The sequence below is a fragment of the Actinacidiphila yeochonensis CN732 genome, assembly GCF_000745345.1.
Classification (GTDB): Bacteria; Actinomycetota; Actinomycetes; order Streptomycetales; family Streptomycetaceae; genus Actinacidiphila; species Actinacidiphila yeochonensis.
Genome location: NZ_JQNR01000005.1, coordinates 3918306 through 3940518 on the forward strand (window position 1 = coordinate 3918306; position 22213 = coordinate 3940518).

Below are 22213 nucleotides of genomic sequence, written 5' to 3' on the forward strand. Positions count from 1 at the left end.
CTTTGTTCCGGCGCCTGACGGTGTTTGTCGGAGCGACCCGATAGCCTGCACGAACAGGCGATCGGTTGGCGGCCGCGGCGAGCGGTGAAGGGGGCGGCATGCGGGTACTGGGCGTGGACCCCGGGCTGACCCGGTGCGGCGTCGGCGTGGTCGACGGCGCCCCCGGACGCCCGCTCACCATGGTCGGCGTCGGCGTGGTGCGCACGCCCGCGGAGGCCCCGATCGGCGAACGGCTGGTGCTGATCGAGCAGGGCCTGGAGGCGTGGCTCGACGAGCACCGCCCGCAGGCCGTCGCCGTCGAGCGGGTCTTCAGCCAGCACAACGTCCGCACCGTCATGGGCACCGCCCAGGCCAGCGCCGTCGCGATCCTGTGTGCCGCCCGCCGCGGCCTGCCCGTCCACCTGCACACGCCCAGCGAGGTCAAGGCCGCCGTCACCGGCAGCGGCCGGGCCGGCAAGGACCAGGTGGGCGCCATGGTCACCCGGCTGCTGCGGCTGGACGCGCCGCCCAAGCCGGCCGACGCCGCCGACGCCCTCGCGCTCGCCATCTGCCATATCTGGCGCGCCCCGGCCTTCGACCGCCTCCAGCAGGCCGTCGCCGCCCGGCGCGCCTCCCCGGCGGCGGCAGCACCGGCAGCCGCGCCCCCGCCCGGCGCTCGATGACGCCGCCCTCCGCCCGCCGGGCGCCGCGCGCCGCACGCCCGTCACCGGCGGCCCGACCGGTGGCACCGCCGGAGCCGGAGCCGGAGCCCCAGTCACTGCGACAGCCACAGCCACAGCCCGCCAGCCCCCAGGAGCCCGCACCGTGATCGCCTTCGTCAGCGGCCAGGTCGCCGCACTCGCCCCGGACACCGCGGTGATCGAGGTGGGCGGCGTCGGCATGGCCGTGCTGTGCGCCCCCGGCACCCTGGCCGGCCTGCGGATCGGCGAGAAGGCCCGGCTGGCCACCTCCCTGGTCGTCCGGGAGGACTCCCTCACCCTCTACGGCTTCGCCGACGACGAGGAGCGGCAGGTCTTCGAGCTGCTCCAGACCGTGAGCGGGGTCGGCCCCCGGCTGGCCCAGACGGTGCTGGCCGTGCACGCCCCGGACGCGCTGCGGGCCGCCGTCGCCGCGGGGGACGAGAAGGCGCTCACCGCCGTCCCCGGGATCGGCAAGAAGGGCGCCCAGCGGCTGCTGCTGGAGCTGCGGGACCGGCTCGGCCCGCCCACCGGCACCGCCGCCGCCCGGCCGGCCCCGGCCGGCGCCGGCGCCTCCTGGAGCGATCAGCTGCTGTCCGCCCTCACCGGCCTCGGCTACCAGCCGAAGGAAGCCGAGGAGGCCGTCGCCGCCGTCACCCCGCAGGCCGAGGCACAGGCCAGGCCGAACGTGGGGGCGCTGCTGCGGGCCGCCCTCCAGACCCTGAACCGGACCGGCTGAGCCGGGCCGCCGGGCCGCCCGGGGCCCTGCCGACGAGGGGCCCGACGGGGTCCGCACAGCCCGCACAGCCCGCACAGCCCGCACAGCCCGCACAGCCCGCACAGCCCGCCCGGCGGAACGCTCGCCGGCCCGTCCGCGGTCCGTCGCCCGTCGGCGGACGGCTCGTGAACAGCTCGTGAACACCTCGCGGACGGCTCACGGACCGCCCACCGGAAGCCCGCCGACAGCCCGACCCACCGGAAGCCCGACCCACCGGAAGCTCCCCGACAGCCCCGCCGACCGACCCGAGAGACCTGCCATGAACTGGGACGACGCCGAGACCGAGATGCCCGAGAGGCTGGTCGGCGCCGCCGCCGACCACGAGGACCAGGCGGTCGAGGCGGCCCTGCGGCCGAAGGACCTGGGCGAGTTCATCGGCCAGGAGCGGGTCCGCCAGCAGCTCGACCTCGTCCTGCGCGCCGCCCGCCAGCGCGGCGGCACCGCCGACCACGTGCTGCTGTCGGGCGCGCCGGGCCTCGGCAAGACGACGCTGTCGATGATCATCGCCGCCGAGATGGGCGTCCCCATCCGCATCACCTCGGGCCCGGCGATCCAGCACGCCGGCGACCTCGCGGCGATCCTCTCCTCGCTCACCGAGGGCGAGGTGCTCTTCCTCGACGAACTGCACCGGATGTCCCGGCCGGCCGAGGAGATGCTGTACATGGCCATGGAGGACTTCCGGGTCGACGTCATCGTCGGCAAGGGCCCCGGGGCCACCGCGATCCCGCTGGAACTGCCGCCGTTCACCCTGGTCGGGGCCACCACCCGGGCCGGGCTGCTGCCGCCGCCGCTGCGCGACCGCTTCGGGTTCACCGGGCACATGGAGTTCTACAGCCCCGCCGAGCTGGAGCGGGTCGTCCACCGCTCGGCGGGCCTGCTGGACGTGGCCGTCGACCCGGCCGGTGCCGCCGAGATCGCCGGCCGCTCCCGCGGCACCCCGCGCATCGCCAACCGGCTGCTGCGCCGGGTCCGCGACTACGCCCAGGTCCGCGCCGACGGCGTGGTCACCCGGGAGGTCGCCGCACAGGCGCTGGAGGTCTACGAGGTGGACCCGCGGGGCCTGGACCGGCTGGACCGGGCGGTGCTGCACGCCCTGCTGAAGCTCTTCGGCGGCGGGCCGGTCGGCCTGTCCACCCTCGCGGTGGCGGTGGGGGAGGAGCGGGAGACCGTCGAGGAGGTCGCCGAGCCCTTCCTCGTCCGCGAGGGCCTGCTCGCCCGCACCCCCAGGGGACGGGTCGCCACCCGGGCGGCCTGGGACCACCTGGGGCTGGTGCCGCCGCAGGGGGCTGGTGGGACGAGTGGGGCCGGATCGGGGCAGACCGGGCTGTTCGGGTCGTGACCTCGGCTAGACTCGGCCGATACTGATCCCGTTCCGGAACCCGAGTAACACGCTGGGCGTTGTTACGACGGCGAGCCAGCGCTTAGACTCCGCCGACGCCCCTCTCTGGATCGGCACCCACATCTCCGAAATCCAGGCCATCCCCCACGGTGGCCGTGCGAAGGAATGTCCAGACCGTGAACACCACCATTCTCCTCCCCCTGATTCTGATCGTCGGCGTCATGTTCATGATGAATCGATCAGCGAAGAACAAGCAGCGCCAGGCCGAGGAGATGCGCACCAAGATGGAGCCCGGCACCGGCATCCGCACCATCGGCGGCATGTACGCCGTGGTGAAGGAGGTCACCGACGAGACCGTGCTCGTGGAGATCACGGACGGCGTCCACGCCCACTTCGCCAAGAGCGCCATCAGCACCGTGCTCAGCGAGGACGACTTCAACCGCATCGTCCACGGCATCGAGCCCGAGGAGCCCGAGGGCCTCGACGAGAACGGCTCCGCCGACGGTGACGCGGCCGACGGGACCGCCGAGGCTGAGGGCGCCGAGGACGCGCCCGCCAAGGCGAACCTGTCCAAGGACGCGACGGACGGGCACGTCAACCTGGGGAAGGCCGCGCAGGACGACGTGGCCGAGGAGCCCGCGGAGCAGAACGGCACCGCCGCCAAGTAGGGGTCCGGCTCAATACACTCGTGGCCGTTCCCGGGGCAGGCACGCCCCGGAAGCGGTAGGACAGGGAGAACAAGAAGGTGGCAGCAGCCAAGAAGGGCCGCAGGTCCTCAAGGAGTCAGGGGTACCCCGGGCGCGCCCTGGCCGTGATCCTGATCGCCCTGGTGGCGCTGACCGGGGGTATGTTCCTCTCCGGCAACACCACTCCCCGACTGGGGATCGACCTCGCCGGCGGTGTCAGCATCACCCTCACCGCCAAGCCCGACCAGGGCCACGCGGTCAACAAGCAGAACATGGACACCGCGGTCAGCATCATCAACAACCGCGTGAACGGGCTCGGCGTCTCCGAGGCGGAGGTGCAGACCCAGGGGAACGACAACATCATCGTCGACATCCCCAAGGGCACCAACGCCGACCAGGCCGAGAAGCAGGTCGGCACCACCGCCCAGCTGTACTTCCGGCAGGTGCTCACCGACGCCGCCGGAGCGCCCGCGACGTCCACCAGCTCGCCGACTCCGTCCGCCTCCGGCACGGCCACCCCGTCGGGCAGCGCCACCCCCAGCAGCACCCCCTCCACCAAGGCCACCTCGAAGTCGACCACGAGCTCGACCGCCTCGCCCAGCGCCACCAGCAAGCAGGGCCGCGCGGTCACCGGCGCGCTGACCGACGCCTCCTCGTCGCCCAGCACCGCGAGTACCGCCGGCTCCGCGAGCACCGCGACCCCGGCGGCCACCACCCCCGCGACGTCCCCGCCCCCCACCTCCGGGACGTCCACCTCGGACACCACGATCCCGGCCGACCTCCAGGCCAAGTTCGAGGCGCTGGACTGCACCAAGTCCGCCCAGCGGGCCAAGGTCAGCGAGAACGCCAAGGCCACCGACAAAGTCATCGCCTGCGGCCAGTCCGGCTCGACGTGGGTCAAGTACGTCCTCGGCCCGGCCCTGATCGACGGCAAGCGCGTCACCAGCGCCAGCGCCGACTTCGACAGCCAGGGCGGCAGCGGCTGGGTGGTCAACCTGGCCTTCGACTCCAAGGGCGCGTCGCAGTTCACGTCGGTCACCAAGAACCTCTCCAGCCAGACCGCGCCGAACAACCAGTTCGCCATCGACCTCGACGGCAACGTGATCTCGGCCCCCTCGGTGAGCGAGACGCTCTCCGGCGGCTCGGCGATGATCTCCGGCAACTTCTCCCAGCAGAGCGCCGAGGACCTGGCGAACGTGCTGAAGTACGGCTCGCTGCCGCTGGCCTTCAACATCTCCGACAAGACCACGGTCTCCGCCGCCCTCGGCGGTGAGCAGCTGCGCGGCGGCCTGATCGCCGGCGGTGTCGGCCTGATCCTCGTCGTGGCCTACCTGCTGGCCTACTACCGCGGCCTGAGCTTCGTCGCGGTGCTGAGCCTGCTGGTCTCCGCGGCTCTCACCTACACGATCATGTGCCTGCTCGGCAGGGCGATCGGCTTCGCGCTGAACCTGCCGGCCGTCTGCGGTGTCATCGTGGCCATCGGTATCACCGCTGACTCGTTCATCGTCTTCTTCGAGAGGATCCGCGACGAGTTGCGGGAGGGACGCTCGCTCCAGCCGGCCGTCGCCCGCGGCTGGCCCCGCGCCCGGCGCACCATCCTGGTGTCGGACTTCGTGTCCTTCCTGGCCGCGGCGGTGCTCTACGTCGTCTCCGTCGGCAAGGTCCGCGGCTTCGCCTTCACGCTGGGTCTGACCACCCTGCTCGACGTCGCCGTGGTGTTCCTCTTCACCAAGCCGCTGATGACGATGCTGGCCACCAGGGCCTTCTACGCCAAGGGCCACAAGTGGTCCGGCCTCAACCTGGAGAGCCTGGGGGTCAAGGCCCCGCTGCGCCGCGTCCGCCGCTCCTCCTCCGAGACCAAGGAAGCCTGATGTCCAAGCTCGGCACACTCGGCCACCGGCTCCACCGGGGTGAGGTCAGCTACGACTTCGTCGGCCGTCGGAAGATCTGGTACTCCGTCTCCATCCTGGTCACGATCATCGCGATCGTCGGCCTGGCGGTTAACGGCCTGAAGGAGAGCATCGACTTCTCCGGCGGCGCCGTCTTCAACACCCCGAAGACCTCGATCTCGGTCTCCGAGGCGCAGAGCAAGATCTCCGGCGACACCGCCGGCAGCGACGCCACCGTGCAGAAGCTCGGCACCGGCAGCCTGCGCATCCAGGTCAGCGGGCTGTCCACCGACGAGTCCAAGAAGGTCCAGCAGTCGATCGCCAAGGACCTCGGCTTCCCGTCGTCCAAGATCGACGCCGAGATCGTCGGCCCGAGCTGGGGCAAGCAGATCACCAAGAAGGCCATCGAGGGCCTGGTCATCTTCCTGGTGCTGGTCGTCATCTACCTCGCGATCACCTTCGAGTGGCGGATGGCCCTGGCCGCCCTGATCGCGCTGCTGCACGACCTCACGATCACCACCGGCGTGTACGCCATCGTCGGCTTCGAGGTCTCGCCGGGAACGGTCATCGGCCTGCTGACCATCCTCGGCTACTCGCTGTACGACACGGTGGTGGTCTTCGACGGCCTCAAGGAAGCCAGCAAGGACATCACCAAGAAGAACGCCTTCACCTACAGCGAGATCGCCAACCGCAGCCTCAACAGCACGCTGGTGCGGTCGATCAACACCACGGTGGTCGCCCTGCTGCCGGTGGCGGCGCTGCTCTTCATCGGCGGCGGCCTCCTGGGCGCCGGCATGCTCAACGACATCGCGCTGGCCCTCTTCGTCGGCCTCACCGCCGGTGCCTACTCCTCGATCTTCATCGCCACCCCGATCGTGGCGGAGTTCAAGGAGCGTCAGCCGGAGATGAAGGCGCTGCGCAAGCGGGTGCTCGCCAAGCGGAAGGCCGACGCCGCCAAGGCCAAGGCCCGCGCCGAGGCCGGCCTCCCCGAGGAGGACCCGGACACCGAGGGCGCGGACGCCGAGGGCGCCGACACCGAGGACGAGGACGCCCCCGCGGTCGTCGGCCAGCGGCCGTCCGCCGCGGGCGCGACCCGCGCCGACAGCACCCGGTCGGGCCGCGTCTCGTCCGGCAGCCGGGCCTCCCGGCGCGGCCGCCCGCCCGGCAAGGGCCGCTGACCGTCCGGCAGCCCGGCAGCTCCACCCGGCGCCCGCCGCCGCCCTCCCCCCGCACGGGGGTTCGGGCAGCGGCGGGCGCCGCGGCGTTCCGGCCCTCGGGCTCCGGCCCGCGTCGCCGGTGTCGCGTTCCGCCGTCCGGGGCCCGGGGTCCGGACGTGCGGGCCCGAGCGGGCGGCCACGGCGGACGTCCCGTAGGATTTCGGGGCTAACGCCAGCCCGGCCAGCGTGCCGCCGTCCCCCCGAGGAAGCCCCCCATGACCAGCACGGAAGCCGCCGGCGCCGAACTGCGGGAGCTGCTGCTCTCGCGCATCCGCGACGTGCAGGACTACCCGCAGCCGGGGGTGGTCTTCAAGGACATCACCCCGCTGCTCGCCGACCCGGTCGCCTTCAACGCGCTCGTCGACGCCCTCGCCGAGCTGTGCCGCCGGCACGCCGCCACCAAGGTCGTCGGCCTGGAGGCGCGCGGCTTCATCATCGCCGCGCCCGCCGCCGCCCGCGCCCATGTCGGCTTCGTCCCGGTCCGCAAGGCCGGCAAGCTGCCCGGCCCGACGCTCGCCCAGGGCTACGACCTGGAGTACGGCAGCGCGGAGATCGAGGTACAGCAGGACGCCTTCGGCCCCGGCGACCGGGTGCTGGTGATCGACGACGTGCTCGCCACCGGCGGTACCGCCGAGGCCGCCGTGGAGCTGGTGCGCCGGGCCGACGCCACCGTGGCCGGCGTCGCGGTGATGCTGGAGCTCGGCTTCCTCGGCGGCCGGGAGCGGCTGGCGGCCTCCCTCAAGGACGCCCCGCTGGACGCCCTCGTCGTGCTCTGACGCTCGAACCCGCCCGGGTGGGGCCTGGGCTCCACCCGGGCCCGCGGGAGGGCTCCAGAGCCCTCCCGCGGGCTCCGGCCGTACGCCCCCGAGGCCGCTTGCGGGCGTACGGCGCCGTCGCGGTTCGCCTCGGCCCTTACCGGGTCGTACCGGGCTGATTCCGGCGTCTGGGGGCGCATCGGGGGAGCACGGGCGCCCGCAAGGGCGCGCGGGTCGATACCATGGGGTATCCACCACGTGGAGGAGTGCCCTTGCCAGACCAGGCCCAGCCGCTCGACACGGGCGGGACGCAGCCGGACGCGCCCACGACCGAGGCCGCGCCCAAGTCAGCGCCGCCCGCCGTGCGGCCCGTGCGCACCCCCGGGAGCGTCGCCCCCACCCGGCCCGGCGCCTCCTCCAGCCGGGTGCGGGCCAGGCTGGCCCGGCTGGGCGTGCAGCGCTCCAGCGCCTACAACCCCGTCCTCGAACCGCTGCTGCGGATCGTCCGGGGCAACGACCCCAAGGGCGACACCGCCCAGCTGCGGCAGATCGAGAGCGCCTACCAGGTCGCCGAGCGCTGGCACCGCGGCCAGAAGCGCAAGAGCGGCGACCCGTACATCACCCACCCGCTCGCGGTGACCACCATCCTCGCCGAGCTGGGCATGGACCCGGCGACCCTGATGGCCGGGCTGCTCCACGACACCGTCGAGGACACCGAGTACGGCCTCGACCAGCTCCGCCGCGACTTCGGCGACCAGGTCGCGCTGCTCGTCGACGGCGTCACCAAGCTGGACCGGGTGAAGTTCGGCGAGGCCGCCCAGGCCGAGACCGTCCGCAAGATGGTCGTCGCGATGGCGAAGGACCCCCGGGTCCTGGTGATCAAGCTCGCCGACCGGCTGCACAACATGCGCACCATGCGGTACCTCAAGCGGGAGAAGCAGGAGAAGAAGGCCCGCGAGACCCTGGAGATCTACGCCCCGCTGGCCCACCGGCTGGGCATGAACACCATCAAGTGGGAGCTGGAGGACCTCGCCTTCGCGATCCTCTACCCCAAGATGTACGACGAGATCGTCCGCCTGGTCGCCGAGCGCGCCCCCAAGCGGGACGAGTACCTCGCCGTCGTCACCGACCAGGTGCAGCAGGACCTGCGGGCGGCCCGCATCAAGGCGACCGTCACCGGCCGGCCGAAGCACTACTACAGCGTCTACCAGAAGATGATCGTCCGCGGCCGCGACTTCGCGGAGATCTACGACCTGGTCGGCATCCGCGTCCTGGTCGACACGGTCCGCGACTGCTACGCGGCGCTCGGCACCATCCACGCGCGGTGGAACCCGGTCCCCGGCCGGTTCAAGGACTACATCGCGATGCCGAAGTTCAACATGTACCAGTCGCTGCACACCACGGTGATCGGGCCCAGCGGCAAGCCCGTCGAACTCCAGATCCGCACCTTCGACATGCACCGCCGGGCCGAGTACGGCATCGCCGCGCACTGGAAGTACAAGCAGGACGCCGTCGCCGGCGCCTCCAAGGTGCGCACCGACAGCCCGCGTTCGGACAAGAAGGACGACGCGGTCAACGACATGGCGTGGCTGCGGCAGCTGCTGGACTGGCAGAAGGAGACCGAGGACCCGGGGGAGTTCCTGGAGTCCCTGCGGTTCGACCTGTCCAAGAGCGAGGTCTTCGTCTTCACCCCCAAGGGCGACGTCATAGCGCTGCCCGCCGGGGCCACCCCCGTCGACTTCGCCTACGCGGTGCACACCGAGGTCGGCCACCGCACCATAGGCGCCCGGGTCAACGGGCGGCTGGTGCCCCTGGAGTCCACCCTGGACAACGGCGACACCGTCGAGGTCTTCACCTCCAAGGCATCCGGTGCCGGGCCCTCCCAGGACTGGCTGGGCTTCGTCAAGTCGCCCAGGGCGCGCAACAAGATCCGCGCCTGGTTCTCCAAGGAGCGCCGGGAGGAGGCGGTCGAGCAGGGCAAGGAGGCCATCGCGCGGGCGATGCGCAAGCAGAACCTGCCGATCCAGCGGGTGCTGACCGGCGACTCCCTCGTCACCCTCGCCCACGAGATGCGCTACCCCGACATCTCCGCGCTCTACGCGGCGATCGGCGAGGGGCACATCACCGCGCAGTCCGTGGTGCAGAAGCTCGTCGACGCGCTCGGCGGGGAGGACGGCGCCACCGAGGACATCGCCGAGATCACCACGCCCACCCAGGGCCGCGCCAAACGCCGTTCCACCGCCGACCCCGGCGTCATCGTCAAGGGGACCAGCGACGTGTGGGTCAAGCTGTCGCGGTGCTGCACGCCGGTGCCGGGCGACCCGATCATCGGCTTCGTCACCCGCGGCAACGGCGTCTCGGTGCACCGGGCCGACTGCGTCAACGTCGACTCGCTGTCGCAGCAGCCCGAGCGGATCATCGACGTCGAGTGGGCGCCCACCCAGTCCTCGGTCTTCCTGGTGGCCATACAGGTCGAGGCGCTCGACCGCTCCCGGCTGCTGTCCGACGTCACCAGGGTGCTGTCCGACCAGCACGTCAACATCCTGTCGGCGGCCGTGCAGACCTCCCGGGACCGGGTGGCCACCTCGCGGTTCACCTTCGAGATGGGCGACCCCAAGCACCTCGGGCACGTCCTGAAGGCCGTGCGGGGCGTCGAGGGCGTCTACGACGTCTACCGGGTGACCTCCGGCCGCCAGCGCTGAGTCCGGGCGGGCGGCGGCGACGCGAAAGCGGTCCGGACCCTCACGGGTCCGGACCGCTCTCGTCCTCCTCGGGCGGATGGCCGCCCAACTCCCGGGCGGGCGGCCGCCGATCCGGCCGCCACCCGCCCCGCGGGCGTCAGCCCAGCTCGCCCATGCCCTTCAACGCCGCGTCCAGCAGCGCCTGCCGGCCGTCCAGCTCACTCTGGAGCTTGTCCGCCTTCGAGGTGTTGCCGGCCGCCCGCGCCGCGTCGATCTGCCCGCGCAGCTTCTCGACGGCCGCCTGGAGCTGCCCGGTCAACCCCGCGGCCCGCGCCCGCACCTCGGGGTTGGTCCGCCGCCACTCGTTCTCCTCGGACTCCTGGAGCGCCCGCTCGACCGTGTGCATCCGGGCCTCGATCCGCGGCCGGGCGTCGCGCGGCACGTGGCCGACCGCCTCCCAGCGCTCGTTGATCGACCGGAACGCCGCCCGCGCCGCCTTGAGATCCGTCACCGGGACCAGCTTCTCCGCCTCGGCGACCAGCTCCTCCTTGACGGTCAGGTTCTCCTGCTGCTCGCTGTCCCGCTCGGCGAACGCCTCGGAGCGGGCGCCGAAGAACACGTCCTGAGCACCGCGGAAACGATTCCACAGGTCGTCCTCCGACTCACGCTGCGCGCGCCCGGCGGCCTTCCACTGCTCCATCAACTCGCGGTAGCGGGCCGCGGTCGGCCCCCAGTCGGTGGACTGGGAGAGCGACTGCGCCTCGGCGACGAGCTTCTCCTTCGTCCGCCGCGCCTCCTCGCGCTGGGCGTCCAGCGACGAGAAGTGCGCCTTGCGGCGCTTGGAGAACACCGAACGCGCGTGGCTGAAACGGTGCCACAGCTCGTCGTCGGCCTTGCGGTCCAGCCGCGGCAGGCCCTTCCAGGTGTCCACCAGGGCCCGCAGCCGCTCACCGGCGCTGCGCCACTGCTCGCTCTCGGCCAGCTGCTCCGCCTCCGCGACCAGCTGCTCCTTGGCGGTCCTGGCCTCCTCGGCCTGCTTGGCCCGCTGCACCCGGCGCTCCTCGCGCCGCGAGTCCACCAGGGCCACCAGCTCGTCCAGCCGCTTGCCCAGGGCCTCCAGGTCGCCCACCGCGTGCGCCTCGGTCACCGAGGTGCGCAGGTGCTCGATCGCGGCCAACGCCTCCTTGGGCGCCAGGTCGGTGGTCCGCACCCGCCGTTCCAGGAGGCCGATCTCCACGACGAGACCCTCGTACTTGCGCTCGTAGTAGGCCAGCGCCTCGGCCGGCGAGCCCGCCTGCCACGAACCGACCTCCTTCTCGCCGTCGGCCGTACGCACGTACACGGTCCCCGTCTCATCGACGCGGCCCCACGGGTCGCTGCTCACAGCGCCTCCCTCATGTGATGCCCCGCCGGGTCACCGCCGGCGGGCATCGTCCACAGTGTCTCTCCGGCCGGGCCGCACGCCCTGACCGGTCCCACCGCCAACATAGGCGACCAGCGGCCCGGCTGTCCGCATCCGATGCCTGCCCAATCGCGAATTCGGATACCGATCAGGACTCGGTCCGATCATGAGCCGGTAGCGGCCGCGACCGCACCGGGGAGCCGGACGGCGCCGCACCGCCGCCCGCGGCGCCCTCGCGGGCGGCGCCGACGGCGGTGGCGCGGCGTCCGGCGGTGCTCAGGACTTGGCCACCGTCGCCTTGTTGATGACCACGGTGGCGTTCGGGGCGCCGTCGCCCTGGCCGGTGTTCTCGCCGGCCGCCGCGATCTTCTGGAGCACCTTCATGCCCGCGGCGTTGATGGTGCCGAAGGGCGTGTAGGTCGGGGGCAGCGGGCTGTCCTTGTAGACCAGGAAGAACTGGCTGCCGCCGGTGTGCGCCTGGCCGGTGTTGGCCATCGCGACCGTGCCGGTCGGGTACGTCACCACGCCCGTGGAGTCCGCCTTGCCCAAGGCGGTCAGGTTCTCGTCCGGGATGGTGTAGCCCGGGCCGCCCGAGCCGGTGCCCTGCGGGTCGCCGCACTGGAGCACGTAGATGCCGGTGGTGGTCAGCCGGTGGCACTTGGTGTGGTCGAAGAAGCCCTGGTCGGCGAGGAACTTGAAGGAGTTCGCCGTGTGCGGTGCCTTCGCCGCGTCCAGCTTGATCGGGATGGACCCGCACGTCGTCTGGAGGTCGAAGGTGTACGTGGCCGACTTGACGATCGACATCGCCGGCTCCTTCTTCCACTGCTTGGTGCCGGGCTTGCCCGCCGCCGCCTTCGCGCACGGGTCCGGCGCCTTGCTGGGCGTGGCGGAGGCCGACGCGGAGGGGTTGGCGTTCGCCGCGGCGTCCGTCTTCTTGCCGCTGCTGTCGAACGCGCCCGCCGCCCAGGCACCGCCGAGGGAGGCCGCCACGACGACCACCACCGCCGTGATCACCGAGTTGCGCACCCGGGACTTCCTGCGCGTGGACGCCCGGCGCTGCTGCTGCCGTGCGAACTTGTCCCGGGCGAGCTGCCGCCGCCGCTGATCCTTGGTGACCACTTCGCCGTCTCCGTCTGCCGTGTCTGCCGTGTCTGCCTGTGTGCCGTGTCGTGCGAGGGTGCTGCGTCCGTGCCGTGCCCGCTGTGCGCCCGCCCGCGCGCGGTGGACGCCGGGTGCTGTCCCGCCGTGTATCTTGCGGTGCGTTCCTGTGAGCCAGGCGGCGACCGCCGGACCCGGGGACGCTCCCGGACCGCCGCCCGCGGGCGCGGGCAGGCCGTGCCGCAGATCTTCGCGTCCCCGCGCACCCTCCGTCCAGTCCACGGGCACGCCGCGTCCGCCGCGGAGGCACCGGCGAACCGCTCCCGGCGACCCGCGGAGCCCCGGACGAGGCCTACTGAGGCCGTCAGAGGCCGTCAGGGGCACCGACACACGACCCTAGGCCACCCAATCCGGTTCGCGGGCGCGGCATCGCGGCCGGTAGGCTCGGTGCCGACCGAACAGCGGACGACAGCGTGACGATCTGAGGACGAACGTGCTCATTGCCGGGTTCCCCGCCGGGGCCTGGGGGACCAACTGCTACGTGGTCGCCCCCGCCGCCGGTGAGGAGTGCGTGGTGGTCGACCCCGGCCACCAGGCCGCCGAGGGCGTCGCCGAGACGCTGGCCAAGCACCGGCTCAAGCCTGTCGCCGTCGTGGTCACCCACGGCCACATCGACCACACCGCGTCCGTGGTCCCGGTCTGCGGCGCGCACGGCGTGCCCGCCTGGATGCACCCGGACGACCGGTGGATGCTCAAGGACCCGGAGAAGGCGATCGGACGGTCCGTCGGCGAGCGGCTGCTGGGCGACCTGACCATCGGCGAGCCCGACGACCTCAGGGAGCTGTCCGACGGTGCCGTACTGGAGCTGGCCGGCATGGAGCTCTCGGTCGCGCACGCGCCCGGCCATACCAAGGGGTCGGTGACCTTCAGGCTCCCCGAGTCGCCCGACGTGCCGTCGGTGCTCTTCTCCGGGGACCTGCTGTTCGCCGGCTCCGTCGGACGCACCGACCTGCCCGGTGGTTCCACCGAGGAGCTGTACGCGTCGCTGGCCCGTGTGTGCCTGCCGCTCGACGACTCCACGGTGGTGCTCTCCGGGCACGGCCCCCAGACGACCATCGGCCGTGAGCGCGCCGCCAACCCCTTCCTGGGCGAGGCGGCCCGCGGCCAAGGAGCCGCCCGCCCGGCTGCTCCGCGACGAGGAATGTGACCTTCCCGCTGTGAGCGCTGTGACCCCCTTCCAGGCCCCCAAGGGCACCTTCGACCTGCTGCCGCCCGACTCCGCGGTCTACCTCGCGGTGCGCGACGCCCTGAGCGACCCGGCGCGGCGGGCCGGCTACGGCTACGTCGAGACCCCCGGCTTCGAGGCCGTCGGGCTCTTCTCCCGCGGCGTCGGCGAGTCCACCGACATCGTGACCAAGGAGATGTACACCCTCACCACCAAGGGCGGCGACGAACTCGCCCTGCGCCCCGAGGGCACCGCCTCCGTGCTGCGCGCCGCCCTCCAGGGCAACCTGCACACGGCCGGCAACCTCCCGGTCAAGCTCTGGTACTCGGGCTCCTACTACCGCTACGAGCGCCCGCAGGCCGGCCGCTACCGCCACTTCTCACAGGTCGGCGCCGAGGCGATCGGCGCCGAGGACCCGATGCTCGACACCGAGCTGATCCTCCTGGCCGTCGAGGGCTACCGGAAGCTGGGGCTGACCGGCTTCCGGCTGCTGCTCAACACCCTCGGCGACCGCAACTGCCGCCCCGCGTACCGCGCCGCCCTCCAGGAGTTCCTGCGCGGCCTCGACCTCGACGAGGAGACGCGGGCCCGGATCGACATCAACCCGCTGCGGGTGCTGGACGACAAGCGCGAGTCGGTGCGCGCCCAACTCGGCGGCGCCCCGCGGATCGTGGACCACCTGTGCGAGGAGTGCAAGGAGTACCACGAGCAGGTGCGCGAGCTGCTCACCGCCTCGGGCGTCGCGTTCGAGGACGACCCGTGGCTGGTGCGCGGCCTGGACTACTACACCCGCACCACCTTCGAGTTCGTCCACGACGGGCTCGGCGCGCAGTCCGCGATCGGCGGCGGCGGCCGCTACGACGGCCTGTCCGAGATGATCGGCGGCCCCGCGCTGCCCTCCGTCGGCTGGGCGCTCGGCGTGGACCGCACGGTGCTGGCGCTGCGCTCCGAGGGCGTCGTCCTCGACCTGCCCGCCGCCACCGACGTGTTCGCGGTGCCGCTCGGCGAGGAGGCCCGGAAGGCGCTGTTCGCCACGGTCGCGCAGCTCCGCCGGGCCGGCGTCGCCACCGACATCGCGTTCGGCGGCCGGGGCGTCAAGGGCGCGATGAAGTCGGCCAACCGTTCGGGTGCCCGGTTCGCGCTCATCGCGGGTGAACGCGACCTCGCCGAGGGTGTGATCCAGGTCAAGGACCTGGAGAGCGGCGAGCAGGAGTCCGTCGCCGTCGCGGACGTGGTCGAGGCAGTCCGCGGGCGGGTCGCGGCTGTCAAGGGACAACTGGCCTGAACCCCTCGTCCGTGTGCACCGGGGTGGCGGACCCTACACCGTCCCTACCACCCTGGTGCACAATGTTGGAGCACCGCCCTCACGGACCCCAAGAGAACGGCGATCATGACCACTTCCGCGCTGGACGAGACGCTCACGGACGAGGGCCGCGGGCCCGTCTCCGGCGGTGACGGCACCCTCGCTCCGGGCAAGGCGTTCACCTGGCTGCTCCTGGTCTGCGGAGTGCTGGGCCTGTGGGCGTCCTTCGTCATCACCAACGACAAGTTCGAGCTGCTCCAGGCGAAGATCGACCACAAGACGATCCACTTCTCGTGCAGCCTGAACCCGGTGATCTCCTGCGGCGACGTCATGGAGTCCCGGCAGGCGCACATCTTCGGCTTCCAGAACCCGATCATCGGCCTGGTCACCTACGGAGTGGTGATCTGCCTGGCGATGGGGGCCCTCGCGGGCGCCAGCTACAAGCGGTGGTTCTGGTACGGCCTGCAGGCCGGCGGCCTGTTCGGTGTGTGCTTCATCTCCTGGCTCCAGTACCAGACGATCTACAACATCGGCGCCATCTGCCTCTGGTGCAGCCTGGCCTGGGTCGTCACCATCCTGATCTTCTGGTACACGGCCGTCCACAACATGAAGCACGGCCTGATCAAGGTCCCCGCCAAGGCCCGTGCCCTGGTGCTGGAGTTCCACTGGGTGGTGCCCATCCTCTGGTACGGCGTGATCGCCACCCTGATCCTCACGCACTTCTGGTACTACTGGAAGACCGTCATCTGATCCTGGTTCCGGTCGCCGAGCCGCCCACGCGGCCCGTGCCGGAACTCCCGCGACATCGCGACGCCGACGCCCTCCGGAGCACCTCCGGGGGGCGTCCGCGTTCCGGTGTCACAGGGGTGCAATACGCTGCAAGGATGGAGCCGGATCTGTTCAGCGCCGCAGCGGAGGAGCGCCGCGAGCGGGACCCCGCCAGCACCCCGCTGGCCGTGCGCATGCGCCCCCGCACCCTCGACGAGGTGGTGGGGCAGCAGCACCTGCTGCGCAAGGGGTCGCCGCTGCGGCGCCTGGTGGGTGATGCCGGCGGCGGCCGGACGGGCGCCTCCTCGGTGATCCTGTGGGGTCCTCCCGGCACCGGCAAGACCACCCTGGCGTACGTGGTGAGCAAGGCCACCAACAAGCGGTTCGTGGAGCTGTCGGCGATCACCGCGGGCGTCAAGGAGGTCCGCGCGGTCATCGAGAGCGCCAAGCGCCAGTCCGGCGGGTACGAGCGCGAGACCGTCCTCTTCCTCGACGAGATCCACCGCTTCAGCAAGGCCCAGCAGGACTCCCTGCTGCCCGCCGTGGAGAACCGCTGGGTCACGCTGATCGCCGCCACCACCGAGAACCCGTACTTCTCGATCATCTCGCCGCTGCTCTCCCGCTCGCTGCTGCTCACCCTCGAACCGCTGGGCGACGACGACGTCCGCGGGGTGCTGCGCCGGGCCCTGGCCGAGGAGCGCGGGCTGGGGGGCGCGCTCGCCCTGCCCGAGGACTCCGAGGACCACCTGCTGCGGATCGCCGGCGGTGACGCGCGCCGGGCGCTGACCGCGCTGGAGGCGGGCGCCGGCGCGGCCGCGGCCAAGGGCGAGGACGCGATCACGCTGGAGACCCTGGAGGAGTCCGTCGACCGCGCGGCCGTCGCCTACGACCGGGACGGCGACCAGCACTACGACGTGGCCAGCGCGCTGATCAAGTCCATCCGCGGCTCGGACGTGGACGCGGCGCTGCACTACCTGGCCCGCATGATCACCGCGGGCGAGGACCCGCGGTTCATCGCCCGGCGGCTGATGATCTCCGCCAGCGAGGACATCGGCCTGGCCGACCCCACGGCGCTGCCCACGGCCGTGGCCGCCGCGCAGGCGGTGGCGATGATCGGCTTCCCGGAGGCGTCGCTGATCCTCAGCCACGCCACGATCGCGCTCGCACTGGCCCCGAAGTCCAACGCCGCCACCACCGCGATCGGCGCGGCGCTGGAGGACGTGCGCGCCGGCCGGGCCGGGACGGTGCCGCCGCACCTGCGGGACGGGCACTACAAGGGCGCGGCCAAGCTCGGCCACGCCCAGGGGTACGTCTACCCGCACGACGTGCCCGGTGCCATCGCCGCCCAGCAGTACCTGCCCGAGGAGCTGGTCGGCCGCCAGTACTACGAGCCCACCCGCTACGGCGCCGAGGCCCGCTACGCCGACGTGCTGGAGCGGGTGCGGTCGCGGCTGGCCGGCACCTCGGAGTAGCGGGCGGCCAGGGGAGCCAGGGGGCCAGAGCGGCCGGGGCGGTCGCGGGCCTTCGTCCGAGGGCGCGCGGCCTCCGGGCTCGGCACCCCTCCGGCCCAGGGAGTCAGCGGCTCGGCGGCTCAGCCGTCGAGGGAGGCGGCGGCGAAGAGCGTGCGCAGCGCCCGGCGGGCGGCGGCCGGGCCGGCCACCGGGGAGGGGAAGTCGAAGCGCGCGTCGAACGGCCCCTCGGGGCCGGTGAACCGCACCCGCAGCCCGAACCGGTCCAGGGCCAGCGGCACCGCGGCCACCGCCTGCCGGCCCGCCGGCCGCGCGCCCGGCCCGTCAGCGCACCGGGCCCCGCCGGCGCAGCCGGCGTCCGGCCGGAGCAGGGCGCACAGCAGCTCCATCTCGTGCGGGTGCGAGGCGGCCAGGTGCTGGAGCATGTCGGCCTCCACCGCGGCCAGCGGGTCGGGGACCGCGTCGGCGAACTCGTCCGGCTCGACGGGCCCGGCGCCCCACAGGTCGTCCACCGTGATGTCGCCGGGCTCCAGGCGCAGCAGCTCCGTCCCGCTCTCGAAGGCGCCGCCCGGAACCGGGGTGAGCCAGCCGGCGACCCAGGCCCGGCCGCGCACGCGGTGGGGGACCGAGACCGGGGCGACGTCAGTGGCCTCCAGCACAGCCGGCACCTCGTCGTCGGCGGCGTGCCGGACCGCGGCGGCGGCCCAGGAGGAGGCCGGGACCAGCAGAAAGACGTCTCCGTCGGGCCCGACGGAGCGGCGCAGCGGCAGCTCGGGCCCGGTGGGCCGCGGGCGCAGCGCGGGAATGGTCAGCGCGAGGGACGAGTTACTCTCGACGAGAGTGCGCGCGCGCTCCGCGGCCGAGGGCTGCGGGCGCGCCTCTTTCCCGTCGGGATGCGGCTGACCGTCGCCTGCGAGTCCGGCAAGGCCAGGTGATGGGTTCCCGGGTCGAGTCATGCGTTCTCCTCAGCTAAGGTAAGCCTTACCTAATTTACACGGAGGTCCCAGGCACGTGAACCAGTCGCGTCCCAAGGTCAAGAAGTCCCGAGCGCTCGGCATCGCGCTCACCCCCAAGGCGGTCAAGTACTTCGAGGCGCGCCCCTACCCGCCGGGCGAGCACGGTCGCGGTCGCAAGCAGAACAGCGACTACAAGACCCGCCTGCTGGAGAAGCAGCGGCTGCGCGCGCAGTACGACATCAGCGAGCGGCAGATGCTGCGTGCCTACGACCGCGCGAAGAAGGTCCAGGGCAAGACGGGCGAGGCGCTCATCGTCGAGCTGGAGCGCCGGCTCGACGCACTGGTGCTGCGCGCCGGTCTGGCCCGCACGATCTACCAGGCCCGCCAGATGGTCGTGCACGGGCACATCGAGGTCAACGGCCGCAAGGTCGACAAGCCGTCGTTCCGGGTCCGCCCCGAGGACGTCGTGCAGGTGCGTGAGCGCTCCCGCGAGAAGACGCCGTTCGTCGTCGCCCGCGAAGGCGGCTGGAGCGGCGAGGGCGAGGCCCCGCGCTACCTCCAGATCAACCTGCAGGCGCTCGCCTTCCGGCTGGACCGGGAGCCGAACCGGAGCGAGATTCCGGTGATCTGTGACGAGCAGCTCGTGGTCGAGTTCTACGCCCGCTGAGGCGCTCGCGCCGACGTCAGGGGGCACTCCTCGGGGGTGCCCCCTTTCGTGTTCCCCCGGCGGTTCGCTCACCGGCGGGCGGGATGGCACGCGCCGTGGGCGGACCGGTCGGCCGTCGGGCCCGCACGGCGAGTGCCCGTACCAGGGCGGCGAGCGGGGCGGACCCCGCCGGAAGAGGCGCTAGGTGAGCATCCGGCCCGCGGTCGCGGTGACGGCGTCGGCGAGGCTGCTGTGGTGGATCTCGGTGCGCAGGTCCCCCGCGAGGCACTCCAGCATCTCGTCGTGGAAGGTGACCACGAAGTGCCGCAGCGTGTCGTGCCAGCCCGGCCGGTGGCCGGGGTGGACGGAGTTGATCCGCTCCGCTTCGCTGATCCAGCGGGAGTTGCGGACCTCGTGCACCTCGTAGGCCTCCAGGCCCCGTCCGTGCAGGGGATGTCCGTGGAGGGCCTCGTCATTGGGTCTGCCGAACTTCACCGAGTGCGCCCCGGTGAACTCGATCAGGCCGATCGGCTCGTGGGCGGCCTGCGGGGTCACCACGGTGACGGCGGTGCTGTGGGGGAGGTGGCTGTCGGCGCGCAGGTAGAACAGGACGAAGACGCTGCGCCCGTCAGCCAGCACGTGCGGCAGCGGGGCGCCGGGGTCGAGCTCGATCCCCACGTCCAGCAGATCGGCGTACTCCTCCCCGGCCTCGCGGGCGCGACGGCGTTCCTCACGGAGCGAGGCCATGCACTCCAGGCGACGGCGCGCCCACTCTTCCCCATCCACGATGGACCCCCTGTCCGGTTGTCGTCGGCGCGGAGCGGAGGCGCCTGACGGCTTCGTCCACGCGTTGGCCGAGCGGCCAGGAGCGTACACAGGTCCCCGCGCCGAGCGGAGCCGTTCGACGGTACCGGCGGTCAGCGGCGGTCAGCGGGGGAGGGGAGTGGTCGCAGAGCGGGGGCGGGGGAGGCAGGCGCGGGGGGTGAGGGCGCGGCGGGCCGTGGCGTCGAAGGAGAGCCGGCCGCCCTCGCGGAGCGCCTCCGCGTACGCGCGGTCGCCCAGACGGTGGCGTACCCGCTGCTCGCAGGCCGTGTGCGGTGCGGTGAAGGAGCGGGAGCCGAACAGGCGCGGGCCGATGTCGTCCCACAGTCGGGTGGTCGCGCCCTGGAGCACCGCGGCCTCCCGGTGCGCCCCCTCCTGCTCGGTGACCAGGACCAGCAGGTCGAGGGCGAGCAGTGAACCCAGCAGGTCGTGCAGGGCGTACCCGGTGGACAGGGCCTGCTCGGCCAGCCGGCGGGCCCGGCGGGACGCGCCGTCGAGCCAGGCGGTGTAGGCGAGGACGTACAGGGCGTAGGTCCGCGCCCACTGCTCGCCCCGGTCGAGGCAGAGCTCCCGGGTCTCCTCGGCCAGCCGTGCCGCCCGCGCGACGTCGCCCTGGAGCGCGGCCGCCATCGCCAGCCCGACCTGCCCCATGAGCACCGTGCCGTCCAGCAGCCCGAGCCGCTGGTATCCGTACAGGGCCTCGGCGAGGAACCGCTCGGCCGCCGGAGCGTCGTCCGAGAGCAGCGCCAGATACCCCAGTTGGTGCGTCGCGGACACCTCGGCCGTGGCGTTCCCGCCGGCAGCGGCCTCCTCCCGGCACTGCCGCAGTACGGCGAAGGCGGCCGTGAAGTCGCCCTGGAGGAGCGCGACCCCGCCGTACGCGCCCATCGCCTTGGCCCGCGCGCCGCCGTGCGAGCCGCCGGCGTCCAGCGCCCGCCGCAGCCAGTGCCGTCCCTCGGCGAGCCGCCCGCAACCCACCCAGCAGAACCACAGCGTGCCGGCGAGGTACTGGCCGACGGCAGGGTCCTCGCCCGGGCCGTCCAGGCTCAGCTCCAGCGCGGCCCGAAGGTTCGGCAGCTCGGTCGTGACCCGCGCGGCCACCTCCGGCTGCCGGGGACCGAGCCACTCCAGCTCGCACCAGGTGGCCAGGCCCAGGTACCAGTCGCGGTGGCGGCGGCGCATCCGCGGGACGTCGCCGAGCTCGGCCAGCCACCAGGCACCGTACTCCCGGACGCTCTCCAGCAGCCGGTAGCGGGTGCCCCGCACCGGGGCCGGCCGCCCGACGCCCCAGGGCGTCCCCGACCCGGTCAGGCCGGTGAGCGCGCCCGGGTCGTCATCGTCGCCGCCGTCCGGCCCGCGGCCTCGGCCCGGGGCCGGGCGGACCCGCTCGTCGCGCACCTCGCGCACCACCACGGACTGCGCCACCAGGCCCTCCAGGGCCTCGGCGACGTCGGGCGGCGCCAGGTCCGGGCCGGCGCAGACGTACTCGGCCGCCTCCAGCTCGAAGGAGCCGGCGAAGGCCGACAGCCGTGCCCACAGCAGCCGCTCCTCGGGCGTGCACAGCTCATGGCTCCAGCCGACCGTGGTGCGCAGCGCCCGGTGCCGCTCCGGGCCGGCCGGGTCGCCGCCGGCCAGCAGCCGGAACCGGTCGTCGAGCCGGTCCAGCAGCTCCCCCACCGACAGCGCCCGCAGCCGGGCCGCCGCCAGCTCCAGGGCCAGCGGCAGCCCGTCGAGGCGCGCGCACAGCTCGGCCACCTCCGCGGCGTTGGAGGAGTCGACGCGGAAGCCCGGCACCACCTCCGCCGCCCGCTCCGCGAACAGCGCCACGGCCTCGCCGGGCGCCGTCAGCGGGGCCAGCGGAAGCAGCCGTTCCCCGGTCAGGCCCAGCGGCCGGCGGCCGGCCGCCAGCACCCGCAGGCCCGGCGCCCGTCGCAGCACCGTGCCGATCAGGGCCGCGGCCTCCTCCCGTACCCGGTCGAACCCGTCGACGACGAGCAGCAGTTCGCGGCCGGCCAGGTGCTCCGCGAGGGCGGCGCGGGCCGAGCGCGGCGAGCGCGGGGCACCGCCGGGCAGCCCGACGGCCTCGGCCACCGTGCGGGCCAGTTGGGCCGGGTCGCGCAGCTCCGAGAGATCGGCGAACCGGACGCCGTCGCGGAAGCCGTCCTGCGTGCGGCGGGCCGTCTGAAGGGCGAGCCGGGACTTCCCGACGCCGCCCGGCCCGGTCACGGTGACCAGGCGCGAACGGGCCATGTGTGCTTCGGCCGCGACGAGTTCGGCGCGGCGGCCGAGGAAGGCGGTGAGTTCGGCAGGCAGGTTTCCCACGGACTCCATGGTGCACGGAGCGTACGGGGGGATGTGCGCAGCGTACAATCACGCTCGACGTGGAGCACCCTTGTCTGATAGGAGCGCTTCGACGGCGGAGCGGGGCCCTCGCCGCGGCCCGGGCTGCCGCCGGTCCGGCCCCGGCGGATGGCGGCCCCCGCGCCAGGTCGGACCCGAAAG

At 73.1% G+C, this 22213-nt stretch carries 18 protein-coding genes; 13 read left to right on the forward strand and 5 right to left on the reverse strand.

Translation table 11 applies throughout. The features are described 5' to 3' along the window. The first annotated feature begins 98 nt into the window (after positions 1–98). The 8 genes from ruvC to BS72_RS27950 all read left to right on the forward strand — a co-directional run bounded on the left by ruvC (position 99) and on the right by BS72_RS27950 (position 10043). The gene (gene ruvC / locus BS72_RS27915; protein ID WP_037914495.1) at positions 99–662 is read left to right on the forward strand and encodes a crossover junction endodeoxyribonuclease RuvC; all 564 of its coding nucleotides are present in this window, start codon (positions 99–101) and stop codon (positions 660–662) included. Between the two features lie 142 nt (positions 663–804). Then, entirely contained in the window at positions 805–1416 is a 612-nt protein-coding gene (ruvA, locus tag BS72_RS27920; RefSeq protein WP_037914496.1) for a Holliday junction branch migration protein RuvA, read from the forward strand. A 298-nt stretch (positions 1417–1714) separates the two neighbouring features. Then, positions 1715–2794, forward strand: coding sequence for a Holliday junction branch migration DNA helicase RuvB (ruvB, locus tag BS72_RS27925; RefSeq protein WP_037914497.1), 1080 nt, complete (start codon positions 1715–1717; stop codon positions 2792–2794). A 176-nt stretch (positions 2795–2970) separates the two neighbouring features. Beyond that, a complete protein-coding gene (yajC, locus tag BS72_RS27930) occupies positions 2971–3462 on the forward strand; it encodes a preprotein translocase subunit YajC (RefSeq protein ID WP_037914498.1) in 492 nt (163 codons plus the stop codon). Positions 3463–3539: 77 nt separating this feature from the next. Then, the gene (secD, locus tag BS72_RS27935; RefSeq protein WP_037914500.1) at positions 3540–5351 is read left to right on the forward strand and encodes a protein translocase subunit SecD; all 1812 of its coding nucleotides are present in this window, start codon (positions 3540–3542) and stop codon (positions 5349–5351) included. Beyond that, positions 5351–6547, forward strand: a complete 1197-nt coding sequence (gene secF / locus BS72_RS27940) for a protein translocase subunit SecF (protein WP_037914503.1) — start codon at positions 5351–5353, stop codon at positions 6545–6547. Before secD ends, secF begins: the two co-directional genes overlap by 1 nt. Before the next feature lie 254 nt (positions 6548–6801). Then, positions 6802–7362 carry an adenine phosphoribosyltransferase gene (locus BS72_RS27945; protein WP_037914504.1) on the forward strand — a complete coding sequence of 187 codons (561 nt, stop codon included), beginning with the start codon at positions 6802–6804 and terminating at the stop codon, positions 7360–7362. Positions 7363–7613: 251 nt separating this feature from the next. Continuing rightward, positions 7614–10043, forward strand: coding sequence for a RelA/SpoT family protein (locus BS72_RS27950; RefSeq protein WP_037914506.1), 2430 nt, complete (start codon positions 7614–7616; stop codon positions 10041–10043). A gap of 136 nt (positions 10044–10179) precedes the next feature. Here the strand turns inward: BS72_RS27950 and BS72_RS27955 are convergent, their stop codons facing one another. After that, positions 10180–11406, reverse strand: coding sequence for a DUF349 domain-containing protein (locus tag BS72_RS27955; protein WP_037914509.1), 1227 nt, complete (start codon positions 11404–11406; stop codon positions 10180–10182). 294 nt (positions 11407–11700) lie between these two features. Then, the gene (locus BS72_RS27960) at positions 11701–12543 is read right to left on the reverse strand and encodes a peptidylprolyl isomerase (protein ID WP_037914511.1); all 843 of its coding nucleotides are present in this window, start codon (positions 12541–12543) and stop codon (positions 11701–11703) included. Between the two features lie 472 nt (positions 12544–13015). Between BS72_RS27960 and BS72_RS27965 the strand changes: the two genes are divergently transcribed. The 4 genes from BS72_RS27965 (at position 13016) to BS72_RS27980 (ending at position 17290) form a co-directional block, all read left to right on the forward strand. Further along, positions 13016–13729 (forward strand): MBL fold metallo-hydrolase, encoded by a 714-nt coding sequence (locus BS72_RS27965; RefSeq protein WP_037914513.1) that lies wholly within the window; start codon positions 13016–13018, stop codon positions 13727–13729. Positions 13730–13748: 19 nt separating this feature from the next. Continuing rightward, the gene (gene hisS / locus BS72_RS27970; protein ID WP_037914514.1) at positions 13749–15032 is read left to right on the forward strand and encodes a histidine--tRNA ligase; all 1284 of its coding nucleotides are present in this window, start codon (positions 13749–13751) and stop codon (positions 15030–15032) included. A gap of 105 nt (positions 15033–15137) precedes the next feature. After that, on the forward strand, positions 15138–15800 hold the full coding sequence (locus BS72_RS27975; protein WP_037914516.1) for a vitamin K epoxide reductase family protein: 663 nt from the start codon (positions 15138–15140) through the stop codon (positions 15798–15800). 134 nt (positions 15801–15934) lie between these two features. Next, complete coding sequence (locus tag BS72_RS27980) at positions 15935–17290, forward strand: replication-associated recombination protein A (protein WP_037914519.1); 1356 nt, start codon at positions 15935–15937, stop codon at positions 17288–17290. 119 nt (positions 17291–17409) lie between these two features. Here BS72_RS27980 and BS72_RS27985 read toward each other — a convergent pair whose 3' ends face one another. Beyond that, entirely contained in the window at positions 17410–18243 is an 834-nt protein-coding gene (locus BS72_RS27985) for a DUF2470 domain-containing protein (RefSeq protein ID WP_037914521.1), read from the reverse strand. Between the two features lie 55 nt (positions 18244–18298). On the opposite strand from BS72_RS27985, the gene rpsD reads away from it, so the two are divergent. Then, a complete protein-coding gene (gene rpsD / locus BS72_RS27990) occupies positions 18299–18910 on the forward strand; it encodes a 30S ribosomal protein S4 (RefSeq protein ID WP_037914523.1) in 612 nt (203 codons plus the stop codon). A 180-nt stretch (positions 18911–19090) separates the two neighbouring features. On the opposite strand, the gene BS72_RS32865 is transcribed toward rpsD, so the two are convergent. Both BS72_RS32865 and BS72_RS38865 read right to left on the reverse strand, forming a co-directional pair. Beyond that, positions 19091–19636, reverse strand: coding sequence for a hypothetical protein (locus tag BS72_RS32865; protein ID WP_051951773.1), 546 nt, complete (start codon positions 19634–19636; stop codon positions 19091–19093). Positions 19637–19816: 180 nt separating this feature from the next. Beyond that, positions 19817–22042: an ATP-binding protein gene (locus BS72_RS38865; protein WP_407639024.1), complete on the reverse strand. Its 2226-nt coding sequence runs from the start codon at positions 22040–22042 to the stop codon at positions 19817–19819. Between the last annotated feature and the right edge of the window lie 171 nt (positions 22043–22213).

Bases quoted from the DNA above. Each gene is read 5' to 3' on its own strand.
- ruvC (WP_037914495.1), top strand. From the start codon at position 99: ATGCGGGTACTGGGCGTGGACCCCGGGCTGACCCGGTGCGGCGTCGGC.
- ruvB (WP_037914497.1), top strand. From the start codon at position 1,715: ATGAACTGGGACGACGCCGAGACCGAGATGCCCGAGAGGCTGGTCGGC.
- secF (WP_037914503.1), top strand. From the start codon at position 5,351: ATGTCCAAGCTCGGCACACTCGGCCACCGGCTCCACCGGGGTGAGGTC.
- BS72_RS27945 (WP_037914504.1), top strand. From the start codon at position 6,802: ATGACCAGCACGGAAGCCGCCGGCGCCGAACTGCGGGAGCTGCTGCTC.
- BS72_RS27975 (WP_037914516.1), top strand. From the start codon at position 15,138: ATGACCACTTCCGCGCTGGACGAGACGCTCACGGACGAGGGCCGCGGG.
- BS72_RS27980 (WP_037914519.1), top strand. From the start codon at position 15,935: ATGGAGCCGGATCTGTTCAGCGCCGCAGCGGAGGAGCGCCGCGAGCGG.
- BS72_RS27985 (WP_037914521.1), bottom strand. From the start codon at position 18,243: ATGACTCGACCCGGGAACCCATCACCTGGCCTTGCCGGACTCGCAGGC.
- BS72_RS32865 (WP_051951773.1), bottom strand. From the start codon at position 19,636: ATGGCCTCGCTCCGTGAGGAACGCCGTCGCGCCCGCGAGGCCGGGGAG.
- BS72_RS38865 (WP_407639024.1), bottom strand. From the start codon at position 22,042: ATGGAGTCCGTGGGAAACCTGCCTGCCGAACTCACCGCCTTCCTCGGC.